13 protein-coding genes are annotated in these 13764 nt (G+C 75.4%); 4 read left to right on the top strand and 9 right to left on the bottom strand.

All coding sequences use genetic code 11. The features are described from left to right. The first annotated feature begins 69 nt into the window (after positions 1 to 69). Entirely contained in the window at positions 70 to 1329 is a 1260-nt protein-coding gene (locus tag ACQY0Z_RS19350) for a GNAT family N-acetyltransferase (RefSeq protein WP_189905052.1), read from the top strand. 67 nt (positions 1330 to 1396) lie between these two features. Here ACQY0Z_RS19350 and ACQY0Z_RS19345 read toward each other — a convergent pair whose 3' ends face one another. Next, positions 1397 to 2572 carry a trans-sulfuration enzyme family protein gene (locus tag ACQY0Z_RS19345; protein ID WP_439812574.1) on the bottom strand — a complete coding sequence of 392 codons (1176 nt, stop codon included), beginning with the start codon at positions 2570 to 2572 and terminating at the stop codon, positions 1397 to 1399. Positions 2573 to 2644: 72 nt separating this feature from the next. Here ACQY0Z_RS19345 and ACQY0Z_RS19340 point away from each other — a divergent pair, with 72 nt between their 5' ends. Both ACQY0Z_RS19340 and ACQY0Z_RS19335 read left to right on the top strand, forming a co-directional pair. Further along, positions 2645 to 3136, top strand: a complete 492-nt coding sequence (locus ACQY0Z_RS19340; RefSeq protein ID WP_347225092.1) for an Lrp/AsnC family transcriptional regulator — start codon at positions 2645 to 2647, stop codon at positions 3134 to 3136. Positions 3137 to 3168: 32 nt separating this feature from the next. Further along, positions 3169 to 4857, top strand: coding sequence for a DUF885 domain-containing protein (locus ACQY0Z_RS19335; RefSeq protein ID WP_347225093.1), 1689 nt, complete (start codon positions 3169 to 3171; stop codon positions 4855 to 4857). Between the two features lie 58 nt (positions 4858 to 4915). Here ACQY0Z_RS19335 and ACQY0Z_RS19330 read toward each other — a convergent pair whose 3' ends face one another. From ACQY0Z_RS19330 to ACQY0Z_RS19320, 3 genes are all read right to left on the bottom strand, one after another. Continuing rightward, positions 4916 to 5761: an SDR family oxidoreductase gene (locus ACQY0Z_RS19330; protein WP_189905045.1), complete on the bottom strand. Its 846-nt coding sequence runs from the start codon at positions 5759 to 5761 to the stop codon at positions 4916 to 4918. A gap of 140 nt (positions 5762 to 5901) precedes the next feature. Further along, positions 5902 to 6414 carry an Imm21 family immunity protein gene (locus ACQY0Z_RS19325; protein ID WP_254586779.1) on the bottom strand — a complete coding sequence of 171 codons (513 nt, stop codon included), beginning with the start codon at positions 6412 to 6414 and terminating at the stop codon, positions 5902 to 5904. A gap of 45 nt (positions 6415 to 6459) precedes the next feature. Then, a complete protein-coding gene (locus ACQY0Z_RS19320; RefSeq protein WP_439812573.1) occupies positions 6460 to 6936 on the bottom strand; it encodes a rhodanese-like domain-containing protein in 477 nt (158 codons plus the stop codon). A 94-nt stretch (positions 6937 to 7030) separates the two neighbouring features. Between ACQY0Z_RS19320 and ACQY0Z_RS19315 the strand changes: the two genes are divergently transcribed. Next, positions 7031 to 7477 carry an AsnC family transcriptional regulator gene (locus ACQY0Z_RS19315; protein ID WP_189905039.1) on the top strand — a complete coding sequence of 149 codons (447 nt, stop codon included), beginning with the start codon at positions 7031 to 7033 and terminating at the stop codon, positions 7475 to 7477. Between the two features lie 13 nt (positions 7478 to 7490). Here the strand turns inward: ACQY0Z_RS19315 and ACQY0Z_RS19310 are convergent, their stop codons facing one another. The 5 genes from ACQY0Z_RS19310 to ACQY0Z_RS19290 form a co-directional block, all read right to left on the bottom strand. After that, positions 7491 to 10481 carry an AAA family ATPase gene (locus ACQY0Z_RS19310; RefSeq protein ID WP_439812572.1) on the bottom strand — a complete coding sequence of 997 codons (2991 nt, stop codon included), beginning with the start codon at positions 10479 to 10481 and terminating at the stop codon, positions 7491 to 7493. Continuing rightward, complete coding sequence (locus ACQY0Z_RS19305) at positions 10478 to 11641, bottom strand: exonuclease SbcCD subunit D (protein WP_439812571.1); 1164 nt, start codon at positions 11639 to 11641, stop codon at positions 10478 to 10480. The genes ACQY0Z_RS19310 and ACQY0Z_RS19305 overlap by 4 nt, the downstream gene beginning before the upstream one ends. Before the next feature lie 118 nt (positions 11642 to 11759). Further along, positions 11760 to 12386: a YigZ family protein gene (locus ACQY0Z_RS19300; RefSeq protein ID WP_381729679.1), complete on the bottom strand. Its 627-nt coding sequence runs from the start codon at positions 12384 to 12386 to the stop codon at positions 11760 to 11762. A gap of 23 nt (positions 12387 to 12409) precedes the next feature. Continuing rightward, positions 12410 to 12949 (bottom strand): SixA phosphatase family protein, encoded by a 540-nt coding sequence (locus ACQY0Z_RS19295; protein ID WP_347225096.1) that lies wholly within the window; start codon positions 12947 to 12949, stop codon positions 12410 to 12412. Continuing rightward, positions 12946 to 13668, bottom strand: a complete 723-nt coding sequence (locus ACQY0Z_RS19290) for a hypothetical protein (RefSeq protein WP_254586777.1) — start codon at positions 13666 to 13668, stop codon at positions 12946 to 12948. The genes ACQY0Z_RS19295 and ACQY0Z_RS19290 overlap by 4 nt, the downstream gene beginning before the upstream one ends. Positions 13669 to 13764: the final 96 nt, after the last annotated feature.

Raw genomic sequence — 13764 nt, 5'->3', positions numbered from 1 at the left:
ACCCGTCAGTCACAGTACGTTCGTGATCACGAAACACGATTCCTTCACAGTGACTGTATGAGTCGAGACATGTTTGACGTGACGAACGACCGTGACGGAGGGCGCACGCCCCGCCGCTGGAACCCGCTCGCCCGCGCCGCGCGCTGCGGGGAGGCCCTGCACGCATGGCGCGCACGCCGCCACGGCCACGCGCCGCCGGCGCACGATACCGGCGGCGCTCCGCCGTCGCCCGAGCCGGCGGCGGTCGAGAGCGTGCTGTGGCGGATGCGGACGACGGTGCGGGACGAGCCGGGCGCGCTGGCCGCCCTGTGCACGGCGCTGGCCGAGCGGCGGGTCGACATCCTGAGCCTGCAGACGCACCCGCTGGGCGCGCACACCGTCGACGAGTTCCTGCTGCGCGTCCCGGCCGGCACGGATCTCACCGCGGCGGTCGAGGCGGGCGGCGGTACCGACACCTGGGCCGAGCGGGCCGACGCCCACGACCTGGTGGACGGCCCGACCCGGATGCTGGGGCTGGCCGCCCGCACCGCGACGGACGCGGCCGAACTGCCGCTGGTCCTGCGCCAGTTGCTGGGGCGTTGCACGATCCGCTCCCAGCCCGCCACCGCGTTCGGCGCCGGGCCGGGGGCCGTGCCTCCGGAGGGCGTCCTGGAGGACACCGTGATCCGGCTGCGCGACCCGGAGGGCGGGGTGCTCACGGTCGAGCGGCCGTATCTGCCGTTCACGCCCACGGAGTTCGCCCGTGCGCGGGCGCTGGTGGAGCTGGACGCCCGGCTCGGCCGGCGGCTGCCTGGCGGCCGTGACCTGCTGGCGCTGTCCGAGGGCGGTCATGTCTCCGTGCGCCGCGCGGACACCGCGGACCTGGACGCGGCGCGGGCGATGCACGGGCGGTGCTCCGCCGAGACGCTGCGGCGCCGGTACCACGGCCCGGTCGGCGACGCGACGCGCTACCTCAACCATCTGCTCAGCCCCCGCTTCGGCCGTACGCTCGCCGCGCAGACCGCGTCCGGCGACATCGTCGCCCTCGGTCATCTGCTGTGGGACGGCGACGAGACCGAGGTGGCGCTGGTCGTCGAGGACGCCTGGCAGCGGCGGGGCATCGGCGCGGAACTGCTGTCCCGCCTGGTGGGCATGGCGGTCGAGGCCGGCTGCGCCCATGTCTACGCCGTGACGCAGGCGTCCAACACGGGCATGGTCGCCGCGATGCGCGGCCTGGGCCTCCCCCTCGACTACCAGATCGAGGAGGGCACGCTCGTCATCACCGCCCGACTGACCCCCGCCCCGGCGCCGCGCCCGACGGAGGCCGGCGAGAGGGCCGCCCGGTACTGACCCGCCGACGGAACACGGCCCGGCACGCGACCGCGTGCCGGGCCGTCCCCCGTTCACGGGCGGTCCGTCAGCCCTGGGCCATCGCCTCCGACCGGGCCGGCCGTTCGGACCGCGCGCCCAACGCCTGGTCCAGGTCGGACCACAGGTCGTCGACGTCCTCCAGGCCGACCGAGAGGCGGAGCAGGCGGTCGGAGACGCCCGCGTCCCTGCGGTCGTCGGCGTCGACGATGCGGTGGCTGATGGACGCCGGGTGCTGGATCAGGGAGTCCACGCTGCCGAGGCTCACCGCCGGGGTGATCAGGCGGACGCCGGCGATCACCGCGTGCGGGTCGCCGTGGACCTCGAAGGCGACCATCGCGCCGCCGATGCGCGGGTAGTGCACCTTGGCCACGCGCGGGTCCGCGGCGAGGCGCGCAGCGAGTTCGGCGGCGTTCGCGGACGCGGCCCGTACCCGGACCGGCAGCGTCGACAGGCCGCGCAGCAGCAGGTAGCCGGCCAGCGGGTGCAGCACCCCGCCGGTGGCGAACCGCACCTGCCGCAGCCGCCCGGCGAACTCCTCGTCGCAGGCCACCACGCCGGCCAGCACGTCGCCGTGCCCGCCGAGGTACTTGGTGGCGCTGTGCAGCACCAGCCGCGCCCCCTGCTCGACGGGCCGCTGGAGCACCGGCGTGGCGAAGGTGTTGTCGACGAGCAGCGGCACGGAGCCGCAGGCGTGGGCGACGGCCCGCAGGTCGATCTCGGCGAGCGTCGGGTTGGCGGGCGACTCCACCAGCACCAGGCCGGTGTCCGGGCGGAGCGCGTCGGCGACGCCGGCCGGGTCGGTCCAGGTGACCTCGGAGCCGAGCAGTCCGGCGGTCAGCAGATGGTCGCTGCACCCGTACAGCGGGCGTACGGCGACGACGTGCCGCAGGCCCATGGAGGCGCGGACCAGCAGGACGGCGCTGAGCGCGGCCATGCCGCTGGCGAAGGCGACCGCGGACCCGGTGCCCTCCAGGCGGGCGAGGGCGGTCTCGAAGCGGGCGACGGTGGGGTTGCCGAGCCGTCCGTAGACCGGCGGGCCGTCGGGTTCGGCGCCGGTGGTGGCGAAGGCGTCGATGCGGGCGGCCTCGGCCCGGCTGTCGTAGGAGGGGTAGGTGGTGGACAGGTCGATCGGCGGGGCGTGCAGTCCGAGTCCGGCGAGATCGTCGCGGCCGGCGTGCACGGCCTCGGTGGCGAGTGCTCTGGTGGTGCGTCGCGTGTCCATGCCGTTGTCCATGGCGCTCAGGGTGAACACCGGCCGGTTCTGTGCGGCAGGATCCCGTGCTACGTTCGACCGATGGTCGCATCTGTCGTACTGGATCCGGTGGACCTCCATCTGCTGCGACTGCTGCAGAACGACGCCCGGACCACCTACCGGGACCTCGCCGCGCAGGTCGGGGTCGCGCCGTCGACCTGCCTGGACCGGGTGACCAGGCTGCGCCGCTCCGGCGTGATCCTCGGGCACCGCCTGCAGCTTGACCCGGCGAAGCTCGGCCGGGGTCTCCAGGCGTTGCTGTCGGTGCAGGTGAGACCGCACCGGCGGGAGCTGGTGGGGCCGTTCGTGGAGCGGATCCGCGCGCTGCCGGAGTCGCTGACGGTGTTCCATCTGACCGGCCCCGACGACTATCTGGTACATGTCGCGGTCGCGGACATGGCGGATCTGCAGCGGCTGGTGCTGGACGAGTTCACCGCCCGCCGTGAGGTGGCGCGGGTGGAGACGCGGCTGATCTTCCAGCAGTGGGACTGCGGTCCGGTCATGCCGCCTTCGCCCTCGGCTCAATCCGCGTGACGTGCGGCGGACGTCGTACCAGGATGGTCCGCATGTCACCAACCAACAGCGCGCTTCCCCGTCAGGTCGCCGACGCCTACGTCGACGAGCTCATCGCCCTCGACCCGATCACCGGGACGTACCTCGGCGTCAAGGAGAGTTCCTCCCGGCTGCCCGATCTCTCGCCCGCCGGTCAGGAGGCGGTCGCCGATCTGCTCAGGGCGACCCTGGCGCGGCTCGACGAGGCCGAGCGGCTGCCCGGCGCGGACAGCGACGCCGAGCGGCGCTGCGGCCGGCTGCTGCGGGAGCGGCTGACCGCCGAACTCGCGGTGCACGAGGCCGACGAGCACCTGCGCGCGGTCGGCAACCTGGGCACGGTCGCGCACGCGGTGCGCGAGGTGTTCACGGTGACCCCGGCGGAGACGGAGGAGGACTGGCGGGCGATCGCGGAGCGGCTGCGCGCGGTCCCGGCCGCGCTCGCCGGGTACCGGGAGTCGCTGGCGCTGGGCCTGGAGCGCACGCTGTACGCCGGGCCGCGCCCCACGGCGACGTTCGTCGGGCAGCTCGGCGAGTGGGCGGACACCGGCGAGGGCCGCGGCTGGTTCGAGGACTTCGCCGCCGCGGGCCCGGACGCGCTGCGCGCGGAGCTGGACGAGGCCGCCCGCGCGGCGACCGCGGCCGTGGCGGAGCTGCGGAACTGGCTGCGGGACGTGTACGCCCCGGCGGTCGAGGGCGCGCCGAACACGGTGGGCCGGGAGCGCTACGCCCGCTGGTCGCGCTACTACAACGGCACCGACCTGGACCTGGACGAGGCGTACGCGTACGGCTGGTCCGAGTACTTCCGGCTGCTGGGCGAGATGAAGAAGGAGGCCGAGAAGATCCTGCCGGGCGCCGACACCCCGTGGGTGGCGCTGGCGCACCTCGACGAGCACGGCCGGCACATCGAGGGCGTGGACGAGGTCCGCGACTGGCTGCAGGGTCTGATGGACCAGGCGATCGAGGCCCTGCACGGCACTCACTTCGACCTGGCCGAGCGGGTGCGGAAGGTGGAGTCGCGGATCGCCCCGGCGGGCAGCGCGGCGGCGCCGTACTACACGCCACCGTCGGAGGACTTCTCCCGGCCGGGCTGCACCTGGCTGCCCACGATGGGCATGACCCGCTTCCCGGTGTACGACCTGGTGTCCACCTGGTACCACGAGGGCGTCCCCGGCCACCATCTCCAGCTGGCGCAGTGGGTGCACGTGGCGGAGAACCTGTCGCGCTACCAGGCGAGCGTCGGCATGGTCAGCGCCAACTGCGAGGGCTGGGCGCTGTACGCGGAGCGGCTGATGGACGAGCTGGGCTTCCTCACGGACGCGGAGCAGCGGCTCGGGTACCTGGACGCGCAGATGATGCGGGCGACCCGGGTGATCGTCGACATCGGCATGCACCTGGAGCTGGAGATCCCCGCGGACTCGCCGTTCCACCCGGGTGAGCGGTGGACGCCGGACCTGGCGCAGGAGTTCTTCGGCGCGCACAGCAGCCGCCCGGCGGACTTCGTGGAGAGCGAGCTGACCCGCTATCTGACGATCCCGGGCCAGGCCATCGGTTACAAGCTGGGCGAGCGGGCCTGGCTGCTGGGCCGGGAGAAGGCCCGCGAGCGGCACGGCGACGCGTTCGACCTGAAGGCCTGGCACATGGCCGCGCTGTCCCAGGGGTCGCTGGGCCTGGACGACCTGGTGGACGAACTGGCGGCGCTGTAGGGCGGATTCGGCGGTGGGACCGGTTCAGCTGTAAGGCCGATTCGGCGCCAGGACCGGTTCAGCGCCGGAAGCCTCCCTCGGAGTCGATGACCTGACCGGTGATCCAGCCCGCCTCGTCGGTGGCCAGCCATGCGAGGAGGCGGGCCGGGTCGTCGGGCATGCCCCAGCGTCCGGCGGGGAAGAGGGCGGCGATCGCGTCGTAGACCTCGCCGGTCAGGTAGTCGGTGTCGACGGGGCCGGGGTTGACGGTGTTCACGGTGACCGCGTGCTCGGCGAGCGCGGTGGCCAGGGAGCGGGTGATGGAGGCCAGGGCGCCCTTCTGGAGGGCGTAGGCGATCTCGCCGGGCATGCCGCCGGCGATGTCCTGCCCGGAGGTCATCATCAGCACGCGTCCGCCCGGGGTGCCCGGCGGGAGGGCGGCGCGGTGCCGGGCGTGGGCCTGGACGAGCAGCAGCACGGAGCGGGCGTCGACGGCCCAGTGCGCGTCGAGCATGGCGGCGTCGACGGTGTCGAGGTCGCCGTCGGAGCCGCTCAGGGCGTGGTTGGCTACGAGGATGTCGAGCCGCCCGCCGAGCGCCTCGACGACGCGGGTGTGCAGGGCTGCCGGTTCCGCCGGGTCACTCAGATCGCCTGGTCCGGCGAGGACGCGCGCGTCGGGGTCGCCGAGCGCCTCGCGTACGGAGGCGGTGACGTCCTCGATCCGGTCGGCGCCCCAGGGCATGGCGGCGTCGTGCTCCACGTGGTGGTGCAGATAGACGCTCGCGCCGTACGCGGCGAGCCTGCGGGCCACGGCGTGACCGATGCCGCCGCGCCGGCTCGCCCCGGTCACGAGGGCGGTGCGGCCCCGCAGCGGCAGGGGGTCACGGCGGAGTTCCTCGGGCGGGGGCGGGGGAAGCTTCGGCATGATCCCCATGATGGGCCGGGCCGGCCGTGGGGGCACGCGAATAAACCCCCCACTCGTCCTGGGCCGCTCGCGCAGTTCCCCGCGCCCCCAAGGGTGCCTCGGCGAACGCGCCCCAGCAGCGCGGGGAACCGCGCGCCGGTTCAGGGCAGCGAGCGGAGCTGCACCAGGACCAGCCAGGTCTCCGGGCCGGGGCTGACCTGCGCGGCGCGCACGGCATAGCGGCCGGGGCCGAGGGCGAGGCGGGCGTGGTCGGTGCCGGCGGCGTGGGTGCCGGGCCACGTCGCGTCGAACAGGACGACCGGGCCGGGCACCTTCCACTGTGTCTCCTGCTGCCACTGCGCGGCGGCGAGCGCGGCGGGGACGCTCGCCAGAAGGTCGTGCTCGGTGTGGCCGGCGACCCAGCGGACGAGGAGGGAGTGTTCGGGGAGATAGGCCGTCGCGGCGGGTTCGTCGCCCAGGACGAGGGCGGCGGCGTCACCGACCGGGAGGAGCCCGACGAGTCCGTCGACCTCACAGGCCCGGTCGTAGTCCGAGGCGAACTCCTCGCCGTCGGCCCCTGTCCAGAACGGCAGCACCGTCTCCGGCACCGCGACGAGCGGCCCGCCGCCCGACTCCACCCACTCGACCGTCCCCGGCTCCGCGTATCGCTCCATGGCGGAGAAACCTATCGGCTCGACGCCCTTACCGGACGGGCGGGTTCAGCATCCGCACACGGCGGAGTCCACCACGGTGGTCAGCGGGTCGGCGGCCCCGCGTTCGAGACCCCGCGGTGTCTCGTAGGCGAAGCCCTCCCGCACCCAGTACTCGAAGCCGCCGAGCATCTCCTTGACGCGGTGACCGAGTTCGGCGAGGGCGAGCGCGGCGCGGGCGGCCCCGTCGCAACCGGGTCCCCAGCAGTACGTCACGACCGGCACGGCCGGGTCGAGGAGGTCCGCGGCCCGCTCGGCGATCCGCGCGGTGGGCAGGTGCAGGGCGCCGGGCACATGGCCCTGGTCCCAGGCGTCGGCCGACCGTGAGTCCAGCAGGACGAAGCCGGGATGGTCGCCGGACGCGAGCGCGGCGGCCACGTCGGACACGTCGGTGTACAGGGCGAGGCTCGCGCGGAAGTGCGCGGCGGCCACGGCCGGGGAGGCGGGGGCGGTCCGCAGGACGGGGTTCACGGCGGTCGTCGTCATGACAGGAAAACTACGGGCGCGCACAGCCGTCCTGAAGGGGCGAATCCCGGTGCCGGCCTTGCTCCGCCGGGGATTTCCCTGCTACTTCTCGGCGATGACCGAGTATTCCCCGGACGCCACCGACTGGCGCATCCTCGACCTCCTCCAGCGGGACGGACGCGCCGGCTACGCCGAACTGGCCCGCGCCGTCTCGATGTCCGCGAGCGCCGTCACCGAGCGGGTGCGGCGGCTGGAGGAGGCCGGGATCATCCAGGGCTACGCGGCGGTGGTGGACCCGGAGCGGATCGGGCTGCCGGTCCTGGCGTTCGTCCGGCTGCGCTACCCGACCGGCAACTACAAGCCGTTCCACGACCTGGTCGCCGTCACGCCGGAGATCCTGGAGGCGCACCACGTCACGGGCGACGACTGCTTCGTCCTGAAGGTGGCCGCACGGTCGATGCGGCACCTGGAGGAGGTGTCGGGGCGGATCGGCGCGCTCGGCTCGGTGACCACCAGCGTGGTGTACTCCTCGCCGCTGCCGCGCCGTCCCGTCGGGCGGTGACCCGGACGCCCGGTCAGGTCCCCCGCTGCCGCAGCCGGGAGCCGGTGCGGTCCTTGTGGACCTCCAGTTGGGCGTGTATGCGGCGGCGCAGGTCGGGGACGTGGCTGACGATGCCGACGCTGCGGTCGCGTTCGCGCAGCGAGTCGAGGACGTCGAGGACCTCGTCGAGGGTCTGGTCGTCGAGGCTGCCGAAGCCCTCGTCGATGAAGAGCGTGTCCAGCCGCACCCCGCCCGCCTCGTCGGTCACCACGTCGGCGAGTCCGAGTGCGAGGGCGAGGGACGCGAAGAACGTCTCGCCGCCGGAGAGGGTGGCGGTGTCGCGCTCCCGGCCGGTCCAGGCGTCCACGACGTGCAGTCCGAGGCCGCTGCGGCCGCGGCCCGCGCGGTCGTCGGAGTGGACGAGGGTGTAGCGGCCGGACGACATGCGGCGCAGCCGGACCGTCGCGGCGGCGGCGACCTGCTCCAGGCGCGCGGCGAGGACGTACGACTCCAGGCGCATCCGGCGTTCGTTCTCCGCCGAGGTTCCGGCGGTGAGGGCGGCCATGCGGGCCACCCGGTCGTACTCCTCGCGCAGCGGTCCGAGACGGCGCACGGAGGCGGCGGCGCGGGCGGAGAGCCGGTCGAGCTCTGCGCAGCGGCGGGCGGCCGCGTCGCGCGCGGAGGCGGCCTCGCGGACGGCACGGTCGGCGTCCTCGGCGGCGCGCTGGGCGGCGGCGAGGTCCACGGGGGGTTGCTGGGCGGCGGCCGCCGCCCCGGGTTCGGCCAGGACGGCGCGTACGGCGGCCTCCTCGTCGTGCCAGGCGTCCAGCCGGCGCTGCAACTGCCGGTGGGCGTCGTCGTCGAGGAGGGCGTCGGCGGCGGCCCGCGGGGTGTCGAAGCCCGCGCGGAAGGCGGCGTCGGCGAGGCGGGCGTCGGCGTCCTTGAGCCGCCGGGCGGCCTCCTCGGCGGTGCGAGCGGCGCCGGCGGCCTCGGTGAGCAGCGCCGCCTCGCGTTCGAGCTGCCCGGCGCGCGCGGCGACGCTGGGGGCGTCCCCGCGCGCCTGCGCCAACTCCTGCTCAAGCGTGGCCCGTTCGAGGTCGAGGCGTTCGCGGTGGCCGACGCGGGCGGCGGCGCGGACGGCCGCGTCGCGCTGGGCGGCGGTGCGCAGTTCGTGTTCGCGTTCGGCGGCGCGCAGCTCCTCCTGGGCGGAGTGCAGCGCGGAGGCGGCCTCCCGCACGCGGGCGTACTCCCGCTCCGCCTCCTCGAGTTCACGGGCGAGCTGCTCGGCCGGGGTGTCACCGGCCCCGGCGCCCGCGGCGGCCAGCTCCTCCCGTACGGCCGCGAGCCGGCGGTCGGCCTCGGCGCGCCGCTCCTCGGCGTCCTGGTGGTCGGCGAGGGCGCGTTCCTCGGTGTCGCGGTCGACGTGTCCGGCGACCCTGCGGGCGGGGGCGGGGTGTTCGGTGGCGCCGCAGACCGCGCAGGGGGCGCCGTCGGTGAGACCGGCGGCGAGTTCGGCGGCGATGCCGTTGAGGCGCTGTTCCTTGAGGTCGAGCCAGTGCTGCCGGGCGGCGAGGGCCTGTTCCCGGGCGGCCTCGGCCTGCTCGGCGGCGGCCTCGGCGTCCCGGGTGAGCCGGTCGCGGGTGCGGGCGGCCTCGAGCCGGTGGCGGGCGGCGTCGCGCCGGGCGGCGAGCTCACCTGCGCGGGTCGCGGCCTGCTGGGCGGCCGCGATGCGGTCCTGGAGGGCGGTGCGGGTGGCCTCCCAGCCGGCGAGCCACGCCTCGGCGTCCTCGCGGACCTCCTCGTCGGCGCGCTCCTGGCGGTCCAGCCGGGCCCGCTCGTCGAGGAGTTCGGTGAGGCGGCGCTCGGCGCGGCGGGCCGACTCCAGTCCGCCCAGCTCCTCGGCGGCGCGGCGGGCCGCCGCCGCGAGCCCGTCCGGTCCGGCGTCCGCGAGGGACGTGGGGAGGAGGGCGCGGGCGCGCTGCTCGGCGGCGGACGCGCGTCGGTGCTCGGCGTCGGCGGAGTCCCGCAGCTCCAGGGCCGGGGCGACGGTCTCGGCCTTGCGGGCCCGGTCCATGCGGGCCTGGTCCTCGTCGTGGGCGCCGGACCGCTCCCGCAGCCGCTCCGCCCGCTCCCTGGCCTCGGCGAACCGGCGCTGCAGCCGGTGCCGTTCGCGCGCCTCGTCCAGGGCGCGGCCCGCCTCGGCGCGGACGGACTCGGCGGTGGCGAGGCGGCAACGGGCGGCGGTGAGCTGCTCGCGGGCGGTGCTGCGGGCGACGGCGGCCGCGGTGAGCACGGCGTCGGCGAGGCCGGGCTCCCCCGGCGACAGCTCGGGCAGCTCCATGGCGCCGCCCGCTGCCTGCTGCATGCGGTGCGCGTCGGCGAGCAGCTCGGCGTCGCCGTCGCGCACGCGGGCCTCGGCGGCGCGGCGGCGGTCGGCGAGACGCTTCTCCACCTCGGCGAAGCGGTGGGTGTCGAAGAGGCGGCCCAGCAGCTTGCCCCGGGCCTCTGCGTCGGCGCGCAGGAAGCGCGCGAAGTCGCCCTGCGGGAGCAGCACGACCTGGCAGAACTGCTCGCGGCTCATGCCGAGCAGCTGGGTGATCTCCTCGCCGATCTCCTGGTGCGAGCGGCTGAGGTCCTTCCAGGCGCCGGTGACGGCGTCGCGCTCCCGCAGCCAGGTCTGCGCCTTGTCGGTGGTGGTGCCGCTGCCGCGCTTCTTGGGGCGCTCCCACGGGGGCTGCCGGGTGACCTCCAGGCGGCGTCCGGCGACGGTGAGTTCGAGGGTGACGGAGGTGCGGGTGGCGGGCGCGGCGTGGTCGCTGCGCAGGGTGGTGCCCTGGCCGCCCTGGCGGGCGCCGGGGACGGAGCCGTAGAGGGCGTAGCAGACGGCGTCCAGCACGGAGGTCTTGCCGGCGCCGGTGGGGCCGTGCAGCAGGAACAGGCCGGCGGCGGACAGGGCGTCGAAGTCGACGCTCTGCGTGGTGCCGAACGGGCCGAAGGCGGTGATGTCCAGGCGGTGCAGTCTCACCGGGCCACCTCCCGCTGCGCCTCGTCGGCGCGGACGGCGTCGAAGGCGTCCCGCAGCACGGTGCGCTCGTGCGCGTCGGGTACGGCGCCGCGCACATGGGCGACGAAGTCCTCGGCGATCTGCTGGTCGTCACGGCCGGCGAGGCGGCGGGCGTAGGACACGTCGGGGGCGTCCGGGGGCCGGTCCGGGTCGAAGACGAGGGCCAGGGTGTGCGGGAAGCGCTCGGCGAGGCGGGCCATGGGGTCGGCGGGGCGGACCGGGTCGGTGAGGGTCGCCTCGACCCACGCCTCCTGGTGCGGGGCGAGCGCGGGGTCGGCGAGCAGCTCCTCCAGGGTGCCGCGGATGCGGGCGAGGGGGCGCGGCACGGGGCAGTCGACGCGCTCGGCGGTGACGCTGCCGTCGGCGTCCAGGTCGACCAGCCACATGGACTTGCGGTGCCCGGCCTCGGAGAAGGAGTACGGCAGGGGGGAACCGGAGTAGCGGACGCGGTCGGTGAGGGTCTGGCAGCCGTGCAGATGGCCGAGCGCCACGTAGTCGACGCCGTCGAACACGGCGGCCGGCACGGACGCGACACCGCCGACCGCGATGTCCCGTTCGCTGTCGCTGGGTTCGCCGCCGGTGACGAAGGCGTGGGCGAGGACGACGGAGCGGGTGTCGGCCGGGCGGGCGGCGAGGTCGGCGCGCACCCGGTCCATGGCGGCGGCGAGCACCGTCTCGTGCCCGGCCCGCTCCACGCCGAACTCGTCCCGCACCAGGGCGGGCTCCAGGTAGGGCAGGCCGTAGAAGGCGACGTCCCCGTGCGCGTCGGAGAGCAGCACGGGCGTGCCGCACGCGGAGGGCTCGGTACGCAGATGGATGCCGGCGCGGCCCATGAGTCCCGCGCCGACGCCGAGGCGGCGGGCCGAGTCGTGGTTCCCGGAGATCATCACCGTGGGCACGCCGAGGTCGGCCAGCCGGTGCAGCGCGTCGTCGAACAGCTCGACGGCGGACAGCGGCGGCACCGCCCGGTCGTACACGTCCCCCGACACCACCACCGCGTCCACCTCGCGCTCGCGCACCGTGGAGACGAGGTGGCCGATGAAGTCGGCCTGGGCGCCGAGCATGCCGACCCGGTGGAAGGACCGGCCGAGGTGCCAGTCGGAGGTGTGCAGGAATCTCATGGTCCCGGCAGGGTATCGGGCGCCTCCGACAGCGCGGGCGGTTGCTCCCGTATCACCCGTCACATCCCGGTGTCGTATCGCCCGTTATCGACCCGATCGCGGCGAAACGGTCAGGCCGTCAGGCGTCCCCGTAGGCCTCCCCGCCCAGTTCGAGGCGGGCGGTGCCGGAGGTGGCGTCGGCGAGCCAGGCGCGGAAGGCGTCCACGTCGGCGTCGGGGAGGCCGATCTCGATGGTGACCTCCTCGCCGTAGCGCACGTCGCGCACCTCGCGGCCGGTGGAGCGCAGGTCGTTCTGCACCTTGCCGGCCCGCTGGTGGTCGACGGTGACGGTGGCCAGCCGGAAGCGGCGCCGGGTGATCGTGCCGAGCGAGTCGAGGGCCTCGCCGACCGCGCCGCCGTAGGCACGGATGAGGCCGCCCGCGCCGAGTTTCACGCCGCCGAAGTAGCGGGTGACGACGGCGACGACGTAGCGCATGTCGCGGCGCAGCAGCATCTGCAGCATGGGGACGCCGGCGGTGCCGCCGGGCTCCCCGTCGTCGCCGGCCTTCTGGACGGAGGCGTCCGCGCCGATGACGTAGGCCCAGCAGTTGTGGGTGGCGTCGGCGTGCTCCTTGCGGACGGCGGCGATGAACTCCTGCGCCTCCTGCTCGGTGGCCGCCGGGGCGAGGGCGCACAGGAAGCGGGAGCGGTTGACCTCGGTCTCGTGCACACCCGCGCGGGCCACGGTGCGGTACTCGTCCTGCATCCGGCCAGCCTATGCCGCCAAGGTCAGCGTCTGCCGCGGGGGACGGTGACCGAGGTGAGGAGGGCGGCGCCGGGGAGCAGGGCGTGCCAGGTGGGGCCGCGCCAGGCGAGGACGGCGACGGCGGAGGTCGGGAACTTGGCGCGGACCCGGTCCAGGAGGTCGTCGAGGCCGTCGTCGGCGAGGGCGAGGACCAGGTCCTCGAGACCCGGGTTGTGACCGACGAGCAGCAGTGTCTCGACCTCGGCGGGCGTCTCGCGGATCACCTTCAGCAGGCCGGGGACGTCCGCGTGATAGAGACGCGGGTCGAACCGGACCGGCGGGGGCGTGCCCCACTGGGCGGCGGCCAGCTCCCAGGTGCGGCGGGCGCGCACGGCGGTGGAGCACAGGGCGAGGCCCGGCAGGCAGTCCATGTCGGCGAGGGCCCGCCCGGCGGCCGGCGCGTCCCTGCGGCCGCGTGCGGCGAGCGGGCGCTCGTGGTCGGCGACGCCCTCGGGGCGGGCGGACTTGGCGTGCCGCAGCACCACCAGCCGGCGCAGGGGTCCGGCCGCCGCGCGCTCGATCATGCGGGGTTTCCGAGGTCACGGGCGAGGTCGAGGCCGAGCAGCCGGTCGGCGTAGGCGTACGTCTCGAAGCGGGCGCCGTCCACCAGGCCGGGGTCCGCCTCCGCCGCACGGAGCGCGCCGAGCACCCCGGCGGTGTCCAGGTCGTCCTCCCACGCGGCGCGCAGATCCGCGCGCACCTCGTCGGGCACGGGGCGTGACGGCCGCCGCGCCCAGTCGGCGACCGCGCTCCGCCAGCGGCCCAGGGTGTCGCCGGCTCGCTCCAGCGCGTCCGCGTCGATCACCACGGGCGCATGCCTCGGGTGGATGAGCAGCGCGAGGCGCAGGGCGGCCTGGTCGGTCTCGTCCGGGGCGCTGGGGGCCGACCAGGTCACGGGCGCGACGGCGACCCGTACGCCGTCGGGTTCGGCGCCGCCCTCGTCGACGACGTGCAGCACCTGGGCCTCGCCCAGTCCGGCGGCGCCCTCGCCGTCCTCGAAGGGCCGGATGCCGAGCGCGTCGGCCGCCGCGCGCAGCTCCGCGTGCTGCCGTTCGGCGGCGAGCAGCCCCCACACCGGGGTGCCGCCGAGTTCCAGGGCGCGCACGAGCAGGTCGGCGGCCAGTAGCACCCGCAGGCCGGTGGGGTCGAGCCCGCGCGGGTGCGCCTCGACACGGGTCAGGCCCCGGCGGGCGGGGGCGGCGTCCACGAGCTCGCCGGTTCGGGCGTCGGTGATGCGCAGCACGAGGCGAGCGTAGGCGCGCGAGCGGGCGCACGCAGGTATCTCGCACGCTTTTCGCGGCGTCGCTTGCGTGGAGTCGCCCGTACTGGCAGGCACCGG

The sequence above is a fragment of the Streptomyces sp. P9-2 genome, assembly GCF_051903975.1.
GTDB lineage: Bacteria > Actinomycetota > Actinomycetes > Streptomycetales > Streptomycetaceae > Streptomyces > Streptomyces cellulosae.
This window is presented reverse-complemented; position numbering and strand designations above follow the sequence as displayed.

What these genes read in the sequence shown, in the direction of transcription:
- ACQY0Z_RS19350 (WP_189905052.1), top strand. Translation starts at nt 70, where the DNA reads ATGTTTGACGTGACGAACGACCGTGACGGAGGGCGCACGCCCCGCCGC.
- ACQY0Z_RS19345 (WP_439812574.1), bottom strand. Translation starts at nt 2,572, where the DNA reads ATGGACACGCGACGCACCACCAGAGCACTCGCCACCGAGGCCGTGCAC.
- ACQY0Z_RS19340 (WP_347225092.1), top strand. Translation starts at nt 2,645, where the DNA reads ATGGTCGCATCTGTCGTACTGGATCCGGTGGACCTCCATCTGCTGCGA.
- ACQY0Z_RS19335 (WP_347225093.1), top strand. Translation starts at nt 3,169, where the DNA reads ATGTCACCAACCAACAGCGCGCTTCCCCGTCAGGTCGCCGACGCCTAC.
- ACQY0Z_RS19330 (WP_189905045.1), bottom strand. Translation starts at nt 5,761, where the DNA reads ATGCCGAAGCTTCCCCCGCCCCCGCCCGAGGAACTCCGCCGTGACCCC.
- ACQY0Z_RS19325 (WP_254586779.1), bottom strand. Translation starts at nt 6,414, where the DNA reads ATGGAGCGATACGCGGAGCCGGGGACGGTCGAGTGGGTGGAGTCGGGC.
- ACQY0Z_RS19320 (WP_439812573.1), bottom strand. Translation starts at nt 6,936, where the DNA reads ATGACGACGACCGCCGTGAACCCCGTCCTGCGGACCGCCCCCGCCTCC.
- ACQY0Z_RS19315 (WP_189905039.1), top strand. Translation starts at nt 7,031, where the DNA reads ATGACCGAGTATTCCCCGGACGCCACCGACTGGCGCATCCTCGACCTC.
- ACQY0Z_RS19305 (WP_439812571.1), bottom strand. Translation starts at nt 11,641, where the DNA reads ATGAGATTCCTGCACACCTCCGACTGGCACCTCGGCCGGTCCTTCCAC.
- ACQY0Z_RS19300 (WP_381729679.1), bottom strand. Translation starts at nt 12,386, where the DNA reads ATGCAGGACGAGTACCGCACCGTGGCCCGCGCGGGTGTGCACGAGACC.
- ACQY0Z_RS19295 (WP_347225096.1), bottom strand. Translation starts at nt 12,949, where the DNA reads ATGATCGAGCGCGCGGCGGCCGGACCCCTGCGCCGGCTGGTGGTGCTG.